Here is a 17,816-nt window from a genome sequence, read left to right on the forward strand (position 1 = left end):
GTCGCACAATCCGCCCTGGGGCAGACGCCGCCATCCCGGTGACCACCTGGTGCGCCTGCCACCCTGGCCCCCGAACCACGGAGACGTTGAAGCCACGAGCAGACGCGACCACGCGATCACTGCATCGGCGCATCGGGACGGAACCGTGGACAAGACTTCGCGCAAGAGCCGACGACAGACGCTCCGAGCCGCGGTGCGTTCGGTGCTGACGGCGGGAATCCTTGTCACCGCCTACTACGTGCTACCGCTCGATTCGGCCTACGCCACGGGCACCCTCGTCGCGCTGGTCGGCGGGATGGCGGCGGTGACGCTGCTCCTGGCATGGCAGATCCGGAAGATCACGCTGTCCCCGCGGCCCGAGCTGCGGGCCGCGGAAGCCCTGGGGACAACTCTTCCCCTCTACCTGCTCCTGTTCGCCACGGCCTACTACCTGATGGAGCGCAGCGCCGCGGACAGCTTCAGCGAGGCGCTGTCGCGGAGCGACGCGCTGTACTTCACCATGACCGTCTTCAGCACCGTCGGCTTCGGAGACATCAGCCCGCGCAGCGAACCGGCCCGGCTGCTGGCCACGGGGCAGATGACCCTGAACCTGCTGCTGATCGGTGTCGCTGCCCGGCTCCTGGTATCGGCAGTCGAACAGGGCAGAGTGCAGTCGGGCCGTTCGGAGACCGGAGGCCGACGCGACGAGGCATGAGCCCCGTCAGCCACGGACCGTCCCTCCCGCTCGCACGACGAGGGGCTCGCCCCTCGCGCGGTGACCTGGTCCGATTCACCGGCGGTCGACTCCCGGGAGCCTCCTGCGGGTCAGGCCGCCGGCAGCTCCTCCGCGGGCAGCCGGCCCGCGCGTACCGCGTCGAGCAGGGCCTTGTGGTCCCGCTCGTTCTGGTCGGCATATGCCTCCGCGAACGTCGCGAGTGCTCGGTCGAAGGAGTCGCCGCTGCCCAGATACGCGGCGATCGCGATCCGGTCGCCGGACCGCGCGTGTGCACGAGCCAGCGTGATGCCACAGAGTTCGCCGAACGCTTCCATGTCCTTCGGCTGCATCCTCTCCGGCATGGCGATGCCCTTCCAGTCGCGCAATTGGCGGACGTAGAAGTCGCGCTGCTTGCCGTCGATGCCGTCCACCCGTTCCCAGCCGAGGAAGATGTCGCTGGCGGCCTGCATCAACCGCTGGCCGGAGACCACCCGCTCGCCCTGGTTGCGGTACGTGCTCGCGCCGACGTGTGCGGCGAGCACGGAGGTGTCGGCCTCCTTGGCCTGGAGGAAGAGGGGGTCCCGGTCGTCCCGGCCGAGGAGCAGGAAGATCCAGCATCGGGTGCCGACGCTGCCGACACCGACCACCTTGCGGGCGACGTCGGCCAGCCGGTAGTCCTCCAGGAGCGTGCGCCGGTCGGAGGCCAGGGTGCGGCCGTACCGCTCGATCAGGCCTCGGAACTGGCTCTCGAGCGCGCTGCGCTCCGCGTCCGGCAGCATGTCGCTGATCGGGACGAGCAGCGGGGGATCCGCCGCGATCATGGGTCGGCCGTCGACCGTCTCGGTGACCTTGGCGAAAGCCTGCAGACTGTCGCGGGTGCGGGCCTTCGCCATGGCGCGGGCCAGGTTCTTCTGACCGCGCTTGTGGAGTCGGTCCGTGGCAAGGGCCTCAAGGCGGTCCGCGTCGATCTTCGCGTACCAGACGTCGATGGTGCGCATACCCGCGAAGCGGATCATCGCCTCTCGGTACGAACGGACCGTGGAGCTCACGATGCGGGCACGCTCGGTGTCGTCGAAGCCGTTCGCCCGGCCCGCGATGACGAAACTCGCGGACAGTCGCTTGACGTCCCACTCCCACGGGCCCGGCAGCGTCTCGTCGAAGTCGTTGATGTCGAACATCAACTGCCTCTCCGGAGACGCGAGCAGACGGAAGTTCAGCATGTGCGCATCCCCGCACAGCTGGGCCGTGATCCCCGAGCGCGGGCTGTCGGCCAGATCGGATGCCATGATCGCGGCGGCACCCCGGTAGAAGCGGAACGGGGACTCCGTCATCCGGCCGTAGCGGATCGGGACGAGTTCGGGCACCCGCGTCGCGGACTGGGCTTCCAGAATCGCCAGCGGGTCCGGCCTGTCAGGAGACGGCTTGTACTCGGCATGGCTCGACCGTGGCGAGCGGCGCCGTGCCTCCTTGCCGAGGGCCGCCCGTTCCCCGGGCGTGGCGTGGGGTGCCGCGCGCATCGCCGTGATCGCGTTCTGGGGCATCGAAGGCCCTCCTGCCTGGTCCTGCGGCCGTTGGGGCGCCCGGCACAGGACACGTCGGACAGAAGGGCTCCGTGGCCTTCTCCCCTGTCGGCCGCGCGGATCGTCGATGCCGGGTGGGCGTCTCGTCTCAGCCTTGGCCCTCGATCTCGGTGTCGGCGACGGCAATCGCGATGCCGAGTGCCGCGGCGATGTTGCCTGCCGCCGTCATGACGCGGGCGGTGCCCACGATGGGCGCGATGGCGACCAGGACGTCCTGCAGCTGATCGGCGGTCATGCCGGCCTTGAGGGCGGGGTCGATATGAGCCACGTACGAGATCGGCGGAGCGTCCGAAGCGGCGAGTGCCGCGATACGCGTGAGCATGAGCATGTCCGGGGTCAGCCCGCACCGTTCGATCGAGTCGACCGTCATGGCTGCGAGGGTGTCCAGGACAGGGGTTTCAGATGTAGTGGACATATTGCGCGTCTTCCTGGGTGTGTTTCCGGCCTTCGGTGGGTGCGGACGGAACGGATGCGGGCATGGGTGATTCAGGGTTCCGACGGGCTGGGAGCGGTGCAAAAAGGCCCAGATCGCGAAGGCCCTGATCGCGATCAGGAAGACCACCACCCGCTGTCGAGGCCCGTTTTCGCTTCGGACGGCTTCTCACAACCATGGTTTCTGGTGGGCTGATCGAGCTACTTCCACTGTCGACCTGTCTCGCGTGCTGCGCACCTCAGGACCTGGTGCGGCTCCTCCGAGGGCGATGGGCGTGCACGTAGGCGCAGCCGACACGCGGACGAGGTCGTCTCTCCCTCACCGAGCCCCCGAATGGCCTGCGCACGAGTGCGCAATCCCCCTGATCATGCGTATGTGGTGATGTGAATTCCGTAGCCACTTCCGCCCTCACCGTCTCGTTCGAGGAGCTCCCTTGAAGCGTCATCTCATGGCCGGCGTGCTCGGGGTCATTGTGGTGCTCGGGGTCACCGCATGTTCCGACGACAACGGATCGGCGTCGGAGGATGCCACCAAGGCGGCCGGCGAACTCTGTACCGACATCTCTGAACTGAAGGCCGACAACGCCAAGCTGAAGGCGTTGGATCCCGCCTCCGCGACCAAGGACCAGGTCGAGGAGGCAGTTGCAGCCATTCGCGACGACTGGGACAGCATCAAGGAAAACGCGGCAACCATGAGGGAATCCGAGAGGACGGCTGTCCAGGACGCCGCCGAAGACCTGAAGAAGTCCTACGACGACCTGCCGGACGACACCACGGGCCGGGACGCTCTTGCGCAACTCCAGCCGCAGATCCAGAAGCTCGACGAGACCGCGACGGCAGCCGCGACCAGCCTCAGCTGTTGACCGGACCTTCGCCGCGAGCACCTGACGACTGCCGGGGCCGGACCGTTGTGCTCCTGCGGTGCAGCTTGTCGGCCAGGCATCGTTGCGCACCGGACATCACCGGGTCCTCCTTATCGCCTGGGGTCTCGGCATGCTTGCCTGCTTCCTTCGCCGGTTCTCTGAGCGGCGGACCCGGCTGCCGGCACCCCGGCTGCCGGTACCCGGGGTGCCGGCACGTGGCGCCCGCGCTCAGCGCTCCGAGAGTTCCGACGGGGCCTCCTGGACCACCCAGCCGTTGCCGTCCGGGTCCGTGAAGGCCACGAAGGAGTTCCAGGTCTCGCCCTTGCCGTCCTCCCAGCCCGTCCCGCTCACATGGCGGACCGGGGTGACGTCCACCCCGCGGGCGAGCAGCTCCTTGCGCGCCGCCTCGATGTCCGTGACGCAGAGCTGGAGGCCCTGCAGGGTGCCCGGCGCCATCGGCTTCGTGCCGGGCAGCTGAGGCATGCCGGCGCTCTCCATCATGATCGAGCAGCGTGAACCGGGCGGCGTCGCCTGGATCATGCGGATCCCGGGGGCGACCTCGGTGTCCAGGTCGATCGTGAAGCCGCACTTCTCGCCGTAGAACTCCTTGGCCCGGTCGAGGTCGGTCACGGGGACGAGGACGACTTCGAGCGTCCAGTTCATGGAAGGCCTCCTCAGAAGCGCCAGCGGGTCTGGCCGAACGGCTCGCCCTTGGCGAAGCCGAAGACCGTGCGCGGCGCGACGGCGAACACCAGGGCGGTTCCACCGTCGCCCACGAACGCCCCGTCGCGCACGCCGAATCGCCAATCGGCGCCGTACTTCTCGACGTACGCGTCGGCCAGCGCCCGTAGCCGCGCCTCGTCGGTCACCCGGTCGGCCTCGCCCTCCACCACCAGGTCGAAGCCCTCGCCGAGCGACGGCGTACCGGTGGTGAGGACGACCTCCCGGTTCTCCGCCAGATTGCGCGCCTTGCGCTCGTCGGGGCCGGTGCAGAAGTGCAGCGCGTCCTGCCACCAGACCGCGATCAGCGGCGTGACGTGCGGGCGGCCCTCCGGGCGGACCGTGGTCAGCCAGAAGACCTCGGCCCGGGCCAGCCGCTCGGCCGCCTCCGACCATGCGGCGGGGCGTGCCTTCGGGTCACTGAAACGGGCGTCCAGGGTCGGTTCCGGGGTCATCGCGGTTCCCTCTCCAGAGCATCGGGTCTACGTACGTATGACCCTGGACCCGCCCCGAACTCATCGCTCCGCGGGCGTCCAGTGCAGCTGTCCGTCCAGACCCACCGCCGCCACGCCGTCCACGACCCCGCCCGGCGCACCCGAGAAGAGGAAGTTCTGCAGCGTCCACAGTGGCGTCGTCGCGCTCGTACGCCCGCCCCCGGCGGTTCCGGCGCCCGTCACGCCGTCCCGGCCCGCGCGTCCCAGCGACTCCGGGGCCGTCGCCAGGACGCCCGTACGGGAGCGGACCGCCAGCATGCCGGGCCCGCCGCCCACCGGGCCGAAGCCCGCGACGCCGCCCGCCAGCTCGGTGACCGGCGAGGCGAGGCCGTCGCCCGTGCCCGGGAGGTCGGCCGTGCGGAGATCGCCCGAGGCCGGCTTGCGGAACCAGAGCCGTATGCCCTGCCCCTCGGGCGAGGGGCTCGCGTTCAGGGCCAGCGTCGTCGCCGGCAGACCGGTCGGCCGCGGTCCGCCGAGCGGGGCGCCCGGGTGCTGCTGCGACCAGGTGAGGACGGTCGCGGCGGTGCCGGCGAAGACATGGACGCGGCCCGCCGCGTCCGTCGTGGCCACCGGATCGCCGTACACGGCCTCGGCGGCCGGACCGCTCAGCGGCCGCCACGGACCCCAGGCACCGTCGGGCCGCTGGTCGCGGGCGGTCAGCCGGTGAGCGCTGTCGCGCACCACCACCGTGGCCCGGCCGGTCCCGTCCACCGCCACGGTCGGGGCGCTGATGTCGGAGGTGCCCCGGGCGTCGCTCTCCTCCGGCGTGCCGAGCGACCGCCACGGCCCGAACGCGCCGCCCCGTGCGGTCTGCTCGGTCGTCACGACCTCACGGCCGTACGACCGCGCCGAACCGCCGATCGTCGTCCGCGTGCCGAAGACGGCGATCCGCCCGTCCGGGAGCCGTACGGATGTCACGCCGCTGTCCAGGCCCTCGCCCGGGAGCAGGACCGGCCCCCGCCATTCGGCGGCCGTGCCCGCGGACTTCGTCCACACCGCGAGGCGCCCGTCGAGGACCGAGAAGGCGTGCAGAGCGCCGTCCGTGTCGCGCTGCACCCAGGACGTCGAGGTGCCCCGGGCGTACCGGACGGTCTGGGTCCAGCCCGGCCCGGTGGGCCGTTGGGAGACCTTCAGGTCGCCGCAGCCGGCCGGGTCGGCACAGTCGTTGATCCCGTCGCTCCAGGCGTACGTCCGCAGGGTGCGCAGCTTGGCGTCCGCCGACTCGGGGTCGAGGGTGTGCGGCAGCGAGCCGGTGGGGTAGCCGAGGTAGTTCTGCACACCGAAGTGCGGCCGGGCCCCCGACGCCGCGGCGTACCGCTCCAGCGCCGCCTGGGCGAACCGGGCGCCGTACAGGTGGTCCTGGTGGTCGGTGAAGGTCCCGGTCCTCGCGTGCAGGCCCGGCGTCGGGTCCTGCATCCGGACGAACGTGGGGCGTATGCGCTTCAACAGGCCGGCGAGCGTCTCGATCACCTGGTCCTTGCTGTATGTGAAGTCGGTGGCGACCGGCGTGCCCGTGGCCCGCTGGGACGCGAGGACCGGGACCCGCCCGTTCCACAGTCCGTTCAGGCTGTGCGGGCGGTCGGCGCTGATGGCGCCCGCCTCGCGCAGCTGGAGCCAGACCAGGCTGATCTGCGGCGCGGCGCGCAGGGTGTCCAGCTCGGCGGCCCCGCCGCCGACGGTGGGTATGGAGACACGGTCCCAGGGGCTGGTGCGGCTGCCGGTGGCCATCTCGGCGTACGCGGCGCGTATGCCGTTCTGGCGGGCGGCGGCGAAGCCGGCCTTGTCCGGCAGGGGCCGCTCGGCGGCGCCGCGCGGGGCGTTCACGCCGTCCGCCTCACCGGACGTCAGGTACACCGTGGTCAGTGGCCGGCCGGAGCGTATGGACTGGGCCGTGTCCGGGTTCATGAAGAACAGGTCGTCGTCCGGGTGGGCCACGATCTGCGCCACGGAGACGTCCGGGGTACGGGCCGGCTCCGCGCCCTCGTTCGCCGCCCGCTGCACGGCCTTCCCCTCGGCCTCGTGCGTGGGCGTGCGTTCCGCCGCACGGCTCCCGTTCGTCGCCGGGGCTCCGAGGACGGAGCCGGAGGAGAGCTGGAGGAGTCCCACGAAGGAGCCTGCGACGAGTGCGGTCGTCGTCAGGGCGGAGACAGGACGGAGGCGGCGGCGGACGGGCATCGAGAGTATGTACTTTCAAAGGTGCGGTCGGTGGCGTACGCCGGAAAGACGGACCTATAAGCAATACGGTTCATCGGCGGCGAATGGTGAGGAATGTGCGGGGCGTCACGTGTGATCTGTGACGAAACGAAGGCCTCGTGGACCGGGCGGCGGCCCGCGTGCCCCGGGGCGACCCGGCCCCTCCCGGCGGATACGCTCGAATGCGGAAGCTGAACGGGCGGAGGGAGCGGCGGATGACGGTGCCGGGGCGCAGGAGCAGTACCTTCAGCCGTCTGCTGCGGCACGGGTTCACCGATCCGTCAGGCGCCGGGCGCCTGCTCGACCTCCCCGAGCTGACCGCCCTGCGCGACGACTCCGTACTCCTCGACGCGCTCGGCGCGACCGCCGACCCCGACCTCGCCCTGCGGGGGCTCGTCCGGCTCGTCGAGGCGCAGCCCGAGGAGGAGCGCCAGACGCTCACCTCCACGCTGCTCTCCGCCAAGCCCTTCCGGGACCGGCTCCTCGGTGTGCTCGGCGCCTCCGAGGCGCTCGCCGACCATCTGGCCAGGCACCCATTGGACTGGCAGGCGCTCGTCACCTACGAGGCCGTCGACCTGAACCCCGGAGTCGCCGAGTTCGAGCAGGGCCTCGCCGAGGCCACCGACCCCGTCTCCCTCCGGGTCGCCTACCGCCGCTGCCTGCTGGCCATCGCCGCCCGCGACGTCTGCGGCACCGCCGACGTCGCCCAGACCGCCGCCGAGCTGGCCGACCTCGCCACCGCGACGCTGCGCGCCGCCCTCGCCATCGCCCGTACCGCCGCCCCCGACGACGCGGCGCACTGCCGGCTCGCCGTCATCGCCATGGGCAAGTGCGGCGGCCACGAGCTGAACTACGTCTCCGACGTGGACGTGATCTTCGTGGCCGAGCCCGTGGACGGCGCCGACGAGGGGAAGGCGATGCAGGCGGCGACCCGGCTCGCCTCCCACCTGATGCGGATCTGCTCCGAGACGACCGTCGAGGGCACCATCTGGCCCGTCGACGCCAACCTCCGCCCCGAGGGCCGCAACGGCCCGCTGGTGCGCACCCTCTCCTCCCACCTCGCCTACTACCAGCGCTGGGCCAAGACCTGGGAGTTCCAGGCGCTGCTCAAGGCGCGGGCGGTGGCGGGCGATCCGGAGCTGGGCGGCGCGTACATCGACGCCGTGTCCCCGCTGGTCTGGCAGGCCGCCGAGCGCGAGAACTTCGTCCCCGACGTCCAGAAGATGCGCCGCAGGGTCGTCGACAACATCCCCGCCGCCCAGGTCGACCGCGAGCTGAAGCTCGGCCCCGGCGGCCTGCGGGACGTCGAATTCGCCGTCCAGCTCCTGCAGTTGGTGCACGGGCGCGGCGACGCGACGCTGCAGAGCGGCAAGACGCTCGACGCCCTGAAGGCGCTCGCCGCAGGCGGCTACGTCGGCCGCGCCGACGCCGCCCAGCTGGACGAGGCGTACCGCTTCCTGCGCGCGATGGAGCACCGCATCCAGCTCTACCGGCTGCGCCGCACCCACCTCGTCCCCGAGGGCGAGACCGATCTGCGCCGCCTCGGCCGCTCGCTCGGCCTGCGCACCGACCCGGTCGCGGAGCTGAACAAGGAGTGGAAGCGGCACGCCTCGGTGGTCCGCCGGCTGCACGAGAAGCTCTTCTACCGTCCGCTGCTCGACGCCGTCGCCCAGCTCACCCCCGGCGAGAGCCGGCTCAGCTCGAAGGCCGCGGGTCAGCGGCTCGAAGCGCTCGGGTACGCCGACCCGGCCGCCGCCCTTCGCCATCTGGAGGCGCTCGCCTCCGGTGTCACCCGCAAGGCCGCGATCCAGCGGACCCTGCTGCCGGTGCTCCTCGGCTGGTTCGCGGACTCCGCCGATCCGGACGCCGGACTGCTCGGCTTCCGCAAGGTCTCCGACGCCCTCGGCAAGACTCCCTGGTACCTGCGCCTGCTGCGCGACGAGGGTGCGGCGGCCGAGAACCTCGCCCGGGTCCTCTCCGCCGGCCGGATGGCCCCCGACCTGCTGCTGCGAGCACCGGAGGCGGTGGCGATCCTCGGCGACCCGGAGGGTCTGAAGCCGCGCGGGCGTGACCATCTGGAGCAGGAGATCCTCGCGGCGGTCGGCCGCGCCGACGGTGCCGAGCAGGCGGTCGCGGCGGCCCGTGGCGTACGGCGCCGTGAGCTGTTCCGTACGGCCGCGGCCGACCTCATCGGCTCGTACGGTACGGAGGACAGCCCCCGCGAGCTCGACCCGGGCGCGCTGGTCGACCGGGTGGGCCTGGCGCTCACCGACCTCAACGCGGCGACGATCTCGGGCGCGGTGCGGGCAGCCGTACGGGAGGGCTGGGGCGACACGCTGCCGACCCGGTTCGCGGTCATCGGCATGGGCCGCTTCGGCGGCCACGAACTCGGCTACGGCTCCGACGCCGACGTCCTGTTCGTGCACGAGCCGCGCGAGGGCGTCGACGAGCAGGAGGCGGCCAAGGCCGCGAACCAGATCGTCACGGAGATCCGCCGGCTGCTCCAGGTCCCCACCGCCGACCCGCCGTTGCTGATCGACGCGGACCTGCGTCCGGAGGGCAAGCGGGGCCCGATGGTCCGTACGCTCAAGTCGTACGCGGCCTACTACCACCGCTGGTCGCTCGCCTGGGAGAGCCAGGCCCTGCTGCGCGCCGAGACGATGGCGGGCGACCGGGAGCTGGGCGCGCGGTTCATCGAACTGATCGACCCGTTGCGCTACCCGGCCGAGGGGCTCGGTGAGGACGCGGTCCGCGAGATACGGCGTCTGAAGGCCCGGATGGAGACCGAGCGGCTGCCGCGCGGGGCCGATCCGACGCTCCACACCAAGCTCGGCCGGGGCGGTCTGAGCGATGTCGAGTGGACGGTCCAGCTCTTCCAGATGCAGCACGGCTGGGCCGAGCCCGGCCTGCGCACGACCCGTACCCGCGAGGCCCTGGCCGCCGCCCACTCGGCGGGCCTCATCCCCACCGAGGAGGCCGAGACGCTGGACGAGGCCTGGGTCCTCGCGACCCGGGTCCGCAACGCGGTGATGCTGGTACGAGGGCGGCCCGGGGACACCTTCCCCTCGGACGGGCGCGAACTGGCGGCGGTCGGGCGGTACTTGGGCTACGGCCCCGGCCGTGTCGGGGAGATGGTGGACGACTACCGGCGCATCACGCGCCGGGCGCGGGCGGTCGTCGAGGAGCTGTTCTACGGGGCGTAGGGGCACCGCACGTCCCGGCCCCACGCCGGCCGGCTGTCACGCCGCACCCGTCACCACCGGCCTTCACCCGCCGGCCTTCCCTCACCCGTCCGCGTTCTCCAGGAGCGCCCGGCAGTGGACCAGGAAGGCCTCCAGGGCCAGGTCGAAGGCGGCGTCCGCGCGGGCCGGTCCCAGTGCCGCCAGGGCCTCGGCCAGGCGCGGGGTCGTGACCTCGTCGGGGAGCTCCCACATGGCGTCCGGGGCCGCGAGGTCGAGCGCCGAACCCAGGACCAGGTTCTCCAGCGCGACGATCACCGTCATGACGTCGGCGTTGTCGAAGCCGACGGCGAGCAGCAGGGTCACCGCCGCCTCGTACTGCGCGAGCACCATCGGGGCCCGGACCGGTGAGGTCATCAGCATCGGGATCGCCCGAGGGTGGGCGGCGAAGGCCGCACGGTAGGAGCGCGCCCAGGCCGCGAGCGCCGCGTCCCACGGCTCCAGGTCCAGCCTGGAGCCGTCGATCCCCTCGCTGACCCGCTCGCGCAGCAGCTCCACGATCCCGTCGCGGCCGTCCACGTGGTGGTACACCGAGGCGGTCTGCACCCCGAGCCGTCTGGCGATCTGCGGGACGCTGAACTCGCCCCGCTCGTCGACGAGTTCGAGCGCCACCGTGGTGATGCGCTCGCGGTCGAGGAGGGGCTTGCGCGGCCGTCCCATGAATGACTTCCCCCTGGTCAGGTCTTCCCGAATCGTTGAACGCGAGGCTACATTGCGCAAACCGAAAGCCTTTAGGTTTCCTGTCGCGGAAGGGCTTCCCCTCCCATGTCCTCACAGACCACCACCGCTCCCGAGGGGCTGAGAACCGGCACGCTCTCCACCGCCGACATCTCGTTCTTCGTCGTCTCCGCCGCCGCCCCGCTCACCGTCATGGCCGGCGTCGCGCCCATCGCCGTCGTCCTCGGCGGCATCGGCGCCCCCGCCGGCTACCTCCTGGCCGGCATCACCCTCGCGGTCTTCGCCGTCGGGTTCACCGCCATGAGCCGCCATGTCCGCAGCGGCGGCGCCTTCTACGCGTACATCACCCGCGGCCTGGGCAAGCCCGTCGGGATCGCCGCCGCCCTGCTCGCGATGCTCGGCTACAACGGCATGGAGATCGGCGTCTACGGCCTGCTCGGCACCGCCACCGCCGACACCGGCCAGGCCCTGTGGGGCGTCGACATCCCCTGGCTCCCCGTCTCCCTCGCCGGGCTGCTGCTCATCTGGTACGGAGGCTTCCGCTCCATCGACTTCGGCGCCAAGGTCCTCGGCGTCCTCCTCCTCGCCGAGACCGGCATCCTCGCCCTGCTCGCCGGCGGGGTACTGATCGACGGCGGCGCCGACGGCCTCTCCCTGGACTCCTTCGCCCCCGGCAACGTGCTCGTCCCGGGCTCCGCGGCCGTCCTGGCCTTCGCCTTCGCCGCCTTCACCGGCTTCGAGTCGACCGTCATCTACCGCCGCGAGGCCCGCGACCCGAACCGCACCATCCCCCGCGCCACCTACTTCGCCGTCGGATTCCTGGGCCTCTTCTACGCCTTCGTCGTCTGGACCGTCATCCAGGCCTTCGGCCAGGACAAGGTCGTCCAGGCCGCGGCCGACGACCCCGGCGGGCTCTTCTTCGCCGCCATCACCACCTATGTGGGCGCCTGGGCCGCGGACCTGATGCACATCCTCATCGTCACCAGCGTCCTCGCCTCGCTCCTCGCCTTCCACAACGCCATCAACCGGTACGGCCTGGCACTCGCCGAGGAGGGCGTGCTGCCCGCAGCCTTCGGCCGCGTCCACCCCCGCCACCGCTCCCCGTACGTCTCCGGCATCCTGCAGACCGCCCTCGGCGCCGTCGTCGTCCTCGCGTTCGCGGCCGCCGGAGCCGACCCGTACCAGCAGCTGCTGCTCTGGGTGAACACCCCGGGCATGATCGGACTGATGGTCCTCCAGCTGCTCGCGGCGCTCGCCGTGCCCCTGTTCTTCCGCCGCATCCACCACACGGAGGGGAAGCTGCGCACGGTGGTCGCCCCCGTCGCCGCCTTCGTCCTGCTCGCCGGGGCGATCGGCCTCGTCGTCACGAATGTCGGCCTCTTCACCGGCGCCTCCACCACCGTCAACACCGTCCTGGTCTCCCTCGTCCCCGCCGTCTTCGTCCTCGGGCTCCTCCTCGCGTACCGCCTCCGCCGTACGCGCCCGGAGACCTACGCCACGTTCGCCGCCGAACCCGCCGTAACCATGTCTGGAGAAGAGCCGTCGTGCCCGCACCCGACCTCGTCCTCGTCGACGCCCGCGTCCGCACCCTCGACCCCGCCCGTCCCCACGCCACTGCCGTCGCCGTCCGCGACGGACTGATCACGGCCGTCGGCGACGCCACCGACGCCCGCGCCTGGCGCGGACCCGGCACGGAGACGATCGACCTCGGCGGCGCCACCCTCACCCCCGGCCTCACCGACGCCCACAGCCACCCCGTCTGGGGCCTGGAGATGTTCACGGGCACCAACCTCTCCGCCGTACGCGACCTCGACGAACTCCGGTCGGTTCTCGCCACGGCCGAGCGGCGCGACGGCTGGATCATCGGCTTCGCCCTCGACCACAACGTCTTCGGCGGCCGGCCGATCCACCGCGACCTCGTCGAGGACGTCCTCGGCGGCGCCCCCGCCTTCCTGCGCCTCTACGACGGACACTCCGCCCTCGCGAGCGAGGCCGCCCTGAAGGCGGCCGGAATCGACGGCCCGCGCGCCTTCGCCCAGCGCTCCGAGATCGTGTGCGACACCGGGGGACGGCCCACCGGCCATCTGATCGAGCACGCCGCGATGGACCTCATGACCCCCGTCCTGCCTACCCAGCCCTACGCCGAGCGGCGCGACCGGCTCGTCGCGCTGCTGACCTCCATGGCCGCCACCGGACTGACCGGCGCGCACGTCATGGACCTCGGCGGCCACGACGTACCCGGGCTGCTCACCGCCCTGGAGGCAGACGGCGACCTTCCGCTACGGCTCCGGCTCGCGCCCTGGTGCATGCCCGGCGCGACCCCGGAGGAGCTGGACGAGCTGGTACGGCTCCAGGCGCGGTCCGGGCGGCTGTGGCGGGTCGGCGGGGTGAAGTTCTTCATGGACGGCACCGTCGAGGGCGGCACCGCCTGGCTGGAGCACGCTGACTGCCACGGCCAGGGCACCGACGCCTTCTGGCCCGACCCGGCCGCCTACTCGGCCGCCGTACGCCGTCTCCACGAGGCCGGGGTCGGCACCGCCACGCACGCCATCGGCGACGCGGCCGTACGGCACGTCCTCGACACCGTGGAATCGCTTGGCGACGGCGGGCCACGGCACCGGATCGAGCACATCGAGACCGTCCCCGACGACCAGCTCGGCCGGTTCGCGGCCCTGGGCGTCGTCGCCTCGATGCAGCCCCCGCACACCGCCTACACCCGCGCCGACCACACCGACGAGTGGTCCAAGCGGCTCGGAGACGTACGGGCGGCCCGCGCCTGGCGCTGCCGGGACCTGCGGGAGGCGGGCGCCCATCTCGCGCTCGGATCGGACTGGCCCATCGCCCACCACGACGCCCGCCAGGTCCTCGCCACCGCCCAGGCCCCGCGCGGAGCGGCCTCCGCACGGCACGGGCTGACCGGTCTGATGGCCCTGGAGGGCCTGACCAGCCACGCGGCGGTCGCGGCGGGGGAGGAGCACCTCGGCGGCCGGATCGCCCCGGGACTCCGCGCGGATCTGACGGCCTTCACCGTCGACCCGGTCCAGGCGCCCGCCGACGAGACGGAGCAGGCACCGATCCGGCTCACACTCGCGGGCGGCCGCGTCACCCACCGGGGCTGACCGGCTCCGCGCGGCCCTAGCGGGTCAGCCGTTCCTTCTCGCGCCCGGACTCCCGCTCGTCCTCGTGGTCCGCCGTGGATCCGCCCGCCGCGGACCGCGAGGACGAGCCGCCCCGGGCCACCGGCGCGGCCGGTTCCACCAGCTTCGGCAGATGCTGCGGCAGCGCGCCGTACATGGAGTACGAGACGGCGAAGCCGAAGGCGAGGCAGATCATGCCGCCCACCGCGTCCAGCCAGAAGTGGTTGGCGGTCGCCACGATCACGACCAGGGTCGCCATCGGATAGAGCAGACCGAGGATGCGCGCCCAGGGCGCAGAGGCCAGGGCGAAGATGATGAGACCGCACCAGAGCGACCAGCCGATGTGCATCGACGGCATCGCCGCGTACTGGTTCGACATCTGCTTGAGGTTGCCCGAGGCCATCGAGCCCCAGGTGTGGTGGACCAGGACCGTGTCGACGAAGGACTGGCCGTTCATCAACCGGGGCGGCGCGAGCGGATACAGGTAGTAACCGACCAGGGCCACACCGGTGGTGGCGAACAGGACCGTGCGTGACGCCGCGTAACGGCCCGGCTGCCATCGGTACAGCCACACCAGCACGCCGATCGTCACGACGAAGTGCAGGGTGGCGTAGTAGTAGTTCATCGACACGATCAGCCATGTCACCGAGTTCACGGCGTGGTTGACGGTCTGCTCGAAGGCGAGCCCGAGGGACCTCTCGACGTCCCAGATCCAGTCGGCGTTCTTCAGCGCCTGGGTCTTCTGCTCCGGTACCGCGTTGCGGATGAGCGAATACGTCCAGTAGCTGACGCCGATGAGCAGGATCTCGAACCAGATCCGGGGTCGTCGGGGCATGCGCAGCCGGGCCCGCACACCGCCACCGTCCGGAATGGGTGACGGGCTGGCCGCCGTGTTGCCTTCCAAACTCTTCACGGTCGCTTCACCCATGGGAGGAGAGTCTGCCAGATCCATTCCTTCCGTCCGATCATCCCTCCGTCGGGTTCGCGACGCACATGCTCCGTCTTGAGACGGAGGGACCGGGGAGGGAGGATCAGGGGTTTCCCTGACTGGGGGCGGAAGCGGTTGAACCGCGAACGACCAGCTCAGGCATGAAGACGAACTCGCTGTGCGGTGCCGGGGTGCCCCCGACCTCCTCGAGGAGCGCCCGGACCGCCGCCTGCCCCATCGCCAGCACGGGCTGGCGGATCGTGGTCAGCGGCGGATCGGTGAACGCTATGAGCGGGGAGTCGTCGAAGCCGACCACGGAGACGTCCTGAGGAACCCGGAGGCCCTGCTGCCGGGCCGCCCGGATGGCACCGAGCGCCATCATGTCGCTCGCGCAGACGACGGCCGTGCAGCCGGCGGAGATCAGGGCGCCCGCCGCTGCCTGTCCGCCCTCCAGCGTGTACAGCGAGTGCTGGATCAGCTCCTCGGACTGCTCCGGGGAGAGACCGAGCCGTTCCCGCATCCCGCGCTGGAACCCCTCGATCTTGCGCAGCACGGGCACGAACCGCTTGGGGCCCACCGCCAGCCCGATCCGGGTGTGCCCGAGCGCGGCGAGGTGGGTCACGGCCAGCTGCATCGCGGCCCGGTCGTCGGGCGAGACGAAGGGGGCCTGCACCTTGGGGGAGAAGCCGTTGATGAGGACGTACGGGACGCCCTTGCCGCGCAGCTGGTCGTAGCGCGTCATGTCGGCGGTCGTGTCGGCGTGCAGCCCGGAGACGAAGATGATCCCGGAGACGCCCCGCTCGACGAGCATGTCGGTGAGCTCGTCCTCGGTGGATCCGCCGGGGGTCTGCGTGGCGAGCACGGGGGTGTAGCCCTGCCGGGTCAGGGCCTGCCCGATGACCTGCGCGAGCGCGGGAAAGATCGGGTTGTCCAGTTCGGGGGTTATCAGCCCGACGAGTCCGGCGCTGCGCTGGCGCAGCCGAACCGGACGCTCGTATCCGAGGACGTCGAGTGCGGCAAGCACGGATTCACGGGTGGCCGCGGCCACACCGGGCTTGCCGTTGAGCACGCGGCTGACTGTGGCTTCACTGACCCCCGCCTGGGCTGCGATGTCGGCAAGCCGCGCGGTCATGGGATTGGACTGTACCGGTCGCACGTCAGATTGCCCACCAAACGCAGGAGTCGGCGGGAACCCGGACGTTGTGCGCGAGCGCGGCGCCGCGGCCGAATTCCCCTGCGGGGGAGGGGAGTACGGGACCGGGGCCCCCGGTCGCCTCGCTCCCGGCCGCCGTCGCGAGGGGCTCGCTGCTCAGCAGCGGCCTCCCGGGGAGCGGCAGAGTCACGTCCCGCGCCGTCGTGTTGAGGGCGACGACCACGTCACCCGCGGAGGACCGGCGGCGGAAGGCCAGGACGCCGGGCGGGGCCTCCTCCCACTCCACCGTCTCGCCCGCGCCCAGGGCGGGGTGTTCCCGGCGCAGGCGCAGGGCGCGGCGGTAGAGCTCCAGGGTGGAGGCGGGGTCGGCCGTCTGCGCGGCGACGCTCAGCGCTCCCCACTCCCGGGGCTGCGGAAGCCAGGAACCGGCCGGCCCGAAGCCGTACGACGGGCCGTCCGGCGTCCACGGCAGCGGGACCCGGCAGCCGTCGCGCAGCCCGTCCTGACCGTCGCCGCGCAGGAACGCGGGGTCCTGGCGGACCTCGTCCGGGAGGTCCACGACCTCCGGCAGGCCCAGCTCCTCGCCCTGGTAGACGTAGGCCGAGCCCGGCAGCGCCAGCATCAGCAGCGCCGCCGCCCGGGCACGCTCCGGGCTTCCGTACCGGGTGGTGTGCCGTACGACGTCGTGGTTGGAGAGCACCCAGGTCGTCGGGGCGCCCACCGAGGCCGTGGCGCGCAGCGACTCGTCGACGACCGAACGCAGCGCCGCCGCGTCCCACGCGCAGTTCAGGAACTGGAAGTTGAAGGCCTGGTGCAGCTCGTCGGGGCGTACGTACAGCGCGAGCCGCTCCGGTGTCGGCGCCCACGCCTCCGCGACCCCGATGCGCTCGGGGCCGTACGACTCCAGGAGCCGGCGCCAGCCGCGGTGGATCTCGTGCACGCCGTCCTGGTCGAAGAACGGCAGCCGCTGGATGCCGATGAGCTTCGCCTGCTGCCCCTGCCCGATGTCGGGCAGGCCCTCCGCCTTGACCATGCCGTGGGCGACATCGATCCGGAAGCCGTCGACGCCCAGATCCAGCCAGAAGCGGAGCACGGAGTCGAACTCGGCCCGTACCTCCTCGTTCTTCCAGTTCAGGTCGGGCTGCTCGGGTGCGAAGAGGTGGAGGTACCAGGCTCCGTCGGCCACCCGCGTCCACGCCGGGCCGCCGAAGACCGACTCCCAGTCGTTGGGGGGCTCGGCGCCGCCCGGCCCCCGCCCCGGGCGGAAGACGTACCGGTCCCGGCCCACCCCCGCGCGCGCCTGCTCGAACCAGGGGTGCCGGTCCGAGGTGTGGTTCGGGACGATGTCCACGATGACCTTCAGGCCGAGCTCGTGCGCCGCGCGCACCAGGTCGTCGGCGTCCGCGAGGTCCCCGAAGACGGGGTCCACGGCGCGGTAGTCCGCGACGTCGTAGCCGCCGTCCGCCTGCGGGGAGGCGTAGAAGGGCGTCAGCCAGACCGCGTCCGCGCCCAGCCGGGCGATGTGCGGCAGCCGCTCCCGTACGCCCCGCAGGTCCCCGATCCCGTCGCCGTCGCTGTCCGCGAAGGAGCGGACGTACACCTGGTAGATGACGGCGTCCCGCCACCAGCCGGTGCGGGCGGTGCTTGCGCAAGAGCTTGCGGAGTCCGGCAGCGACGGTGAGGTGAGCTCGTGGGCCATGTGCGG

14 protein-coding genes are annotated in these 17,816 nt (G+C 71.9%); 5 read left to right on the top strand and 9 right to left on the bottom strand.

Annotation, left to right across the window (positions count from 1 at the left end; all coding sequences use genetic code 11):
- Nucleotides 1–145 precede the first annotated feature (145 nt).
- The gene (locus ACZ3OF_RS07205; protein WP_361675080.1) at nt 146–694 is read left to right on the top strand and encodes a potassium channel family protein; all 549 of its coding nucleotides are present in this window, start codon (nt 146–148) and stop codon (nt 692–694) included.
- Between the two features lie 110 nt (nt 695–804).
- On the opposite strand, the gene ACZ3OF_RS07210 is transcribed toward ACZ3OF_RS07205, so the two are convergent.
- Both ACZ3OF_RS07210 and ACZ3OF_RS07215 read right to left on the bottom strand, forming a co-directional pair.
- Nucleotides 805–2,235 (bottom strand): DUF2252 domain-containing protein, encoded by a 1,431-nt coding sequence (locus tag ACZ3OF_RS07210; protein WP_361675083.1) that lies wholly within the window; start codon nt 2,233–2,235, stop codon nt 805–807.
- Between the two features lie 127 nt (nt 2,236–2,362).
- Nucleotides 2,363–2,689 (bottom strand): carboxymuconolactone decarboxylase family protein, encoded by a 327-nt coding sequence (locus tag ACZ3OF_RS07215; protein ID WP_361675086.1) that lies wholly within the window; start codon nt 2,687–2,689, stop codon nt 2,363–2,365.
- A 451-nt stretch (nt 2,690–3,140) separates the two neighbouring features.
- Between ACZ3OF_RS07215 and ACZ3OF_RS07220 the strand changes: the two genes are divergently transcribed.
- Complete coding sequence (locus tag ACZ3OF_RS07220) at nt 3,141–3,569, top strand: hypothetical protein (protein WP_467303314.1); 429 nt, start codon at nt 3,141–3,143, stop codon at nt 3,567–3,569.
- Nucleotides 3,570–3,797: 228 nt separating this feature from the next.
- Here the strand turns inward: ACZ3OF_RS07220 and ACZ3OF_RS07225 are convergent, their stop codons facing one another.
- From ACZ3OF_RS07225 to ACZ3OF_RS07235, 3 genes are read right to left on the bottom strand one after another with little or no spacing between them, the layout of a single operon-like run.
- Complete coding sequence (locus ACZ3OF_RS07225) at nt 3,798–4,232, bottom strand: VOC family protein (protein ID WP_361675092.1); 435 nt, start codon at nt 4,230–4,232, stop codon at nt 3,798–3,800.
- Nucleotides 4,233–4,243: 11 nt separating this feature from the next.
- On the bottom strand, nt 4,244–4,744 hold the full coding sequence (locus tag ACZ3OF_RS07230; protein ID WP_361675095.1) for a pyridoxamine 5'-phosphate oxidase family protein: 501 nt from the start codon (nt 4,742–4,744) through the stop codon (nt 4,244–4,246).
- 60 nt (nt 4,745–4,804) lie between these two features.
- Entirely contained in the window at nt 4,805–6,958 is a 2,154-nt protein-coding gene (locus ACZ3OF_RS07235; protein WP_361675098.1) for a PIG-L family deacetylase, read from the bottom strand.
- 233 nt (nt 6,959–7,191) lie between these two features.
- Between ACZ3OF_RS07235 and ACZ3OF_RS07240 the strand changes: the two genes are divergently transcribed.
- On the top strand, nt 7,192–10,179 hold the full coding sequence (locus ACZ3OF_RS07240; protein WP_361675101.1) for a bifunctional [glutamine synthetase] adenylyltransferase/[glutamine synthetase]-adenylyl-L-tyrosine phosphorylase: 2,988 nt from the start codon (nt 7,192–7,194) through the stop codon (nt 10,177–10,179).
- Nucleotides 10,180–10,260: 81 nt separating this feature from the next.
- Here ACZ3OF_RS07240 and ACZ3OF_RS07245 read toward each other — a convergent pair whose 3' ends face one another.
- Entirely contained in the window at nt 10,261–10,875 is a 615-nt protein-coding gene (locus ACZ3OF_RS07245) for a TetR/AcrR family transcriptional regulator (protein ID WP_467303318.1), read from the bottom strand.
- A gap of 105 nt (nt 10,876–10,980) precedes the next feature.
- On the opposite strand from ACZ3OF_RS07245, the gene ACZ3OF_RS07250 reads away from it, so the two are divergent.
- Nucleotides 10,981–12,534 carry an APC family permease gene (locus ACZ3OF_RS07250; RefSeq protein WP_467303320.1) on the top strand — a complete coding sequence of 518 codons (1,554 nt, stop codon included), beginning with the start codon at nt 10,981–10,983 and terminating at the stop codon, nt 12,532–12,534.
- Nucleotides 12,438–14,012 (top strand): amidohydrolase, encoded by a 1,575-nt coding sequence (locus tag ACZ3OF_RS07255; RefSeq protein WP_467303321.1) that lies wholly within the window; start codon nt 12,438–12,440, stop codon nt 14,010–14,012. Before ACZ3OF_RS07250 ends, ACZ3OF_RS07255 begins: the two co-directional genes overlap by 97 nt.
- A 16-nt stretch (nt 14,013–14,028) precedes the next feature.
- Here the strand turns inward: ACZ3OF_RS07255 and ACZ3OF_RS07260 are convergent, their stop codons facing one another.
- The 3 genes from ACZ3OF_RS07260 to ACZ3OF_RS07270 all read right to left on the bottom strand — a co-directional run bounded on the left by ACZ3OF_RS07260 (nt 14,029) and on the right by ACZ3OF_RS07270 (nt 17,810).
- Entirely contained in the window at nt 14,029–14,958 is a 930-nt protein-coding gene (locus ACZ3OF_RS07260; RefSeq protein WP_361675113.1) for a phosphatase PAP2 family protein, read from the bottom strand.
- Nucleotides 14,959–15,061: 103 nt separating this feature from the next.
- Nucleotides 15,062–16,090: a LacI family DNA-binding transcriptional regulator gene (locus ACZ3OF_RS07265; protein WP_361593403.1), complete on the bottom strand. Its 1,029-nt coding sequence runs from the start codon at nt 16,088–16,090 to the stop codon at nt 15,062–15,064.
- Between the two features lie 25 nt (nt 16,091–16,115).
- Nucleotides 16,116–17,810, bottom strand: a complete 1,695-nt coding sequence (locus ACZ3OF_RS07270) for an alpha-amylase family glycosyl hydrolase (RefSeq protein WP_361675116.1) — start codon at nt 17,808–17,810, stop codon at nt 16,116–16,118.
- Nucleotides 17,811–17,816: the final 6 nt, after the last annotated feature.

The organism is Streptomyces sp. NPDC022552, assembly GCF_055561875.1.

Excerpts from the sequence above, each read along its gene's own strand:
- ACZ3OF_RS07230 (WP_361675095.1), bottom strand. The coding sequence starts at position 4,744 with ATGACCCCGGAACCGACCCTGGACGCCCGTTTCAGTGACCCGAAGGCA.
- ACZ3OF_RS07225 (WP_361675092.1), bottom strand. The coding sequence starts at position 4,232 with ATGAACTGGACGCTCGAAGTCGTCCTCGTCCCCGTGACCGACCTCGAC.
- ACZ3OF_RS07265 (WP_361593403.1), bottom strand. The coding sequence starts at position 16,090 with ATGACCGCGCGGCTTGCCGACATCGCAGCCCAGGCGGGGGTCAGTGAA.
- ACZ3OF_RS07215 (WP_361675086.1), bottom strand. The coding sequence starts at position 2,689 with ATGTCCACTACATCTGAAACCCCTGTCCTGGACACCCTCGCAGCCATG.
- ACZ3OF_RS07250 (WP_467303320.1), top strand. The coding sequence starts at position 10,981 with ATGTCCTCACAGACCACCACCGCTCCCGAGGGGCTGAGAACCGGCACG.
- ACZ3OF_RS07260 (WP_361675113.1), bottom strand. The coding sequence starts at position 14,958 with ATGGGTGAAGCGACCGTGAAGAGTTTGGAAGGCAACACGGCGGCCAGC.
- ACZ3OF_RS07245 (WP_467303318.1), bottom strand. The coding sequence starts at position 10,875 with ATGGGACGGCCGCGCAAGCCCCTCCTCGACCGCGAGCGCATCACCACG.
- ACZ3OF_RS07235 (WP_361675098.1), bottom strand. The coding sequence starts at position 6,958 with ATGCCCGTCCGCCGCCGCCTCCGTCCTGTCTCCGCCCTGACGACGACC.
- ACZ3OF_RS07210 (WP_361675083.1), bottom strand. The coding sequence starts at position 2,235 with ATGCCCCAGAACGCGATCACGGCGATGCGCGCGGCACCCCACGCCACG.
- ACZ3OF_RS07240 (WP_361675101.1), top strand. The coding sequence starts at position 7,192 with ATGACGGTGCCGGGGCGCAGGAGCAGTACCTTCAGCCGTCTGCTGCGG.
- ACZ3OF_RS07270 (WP_361675116.1), bottom strand. The coding sequence starts at position 17,810 with ATGGCCCACGAGCTCACCTCACCGTCGCTGCCGGACTCCGCAAGCTCT.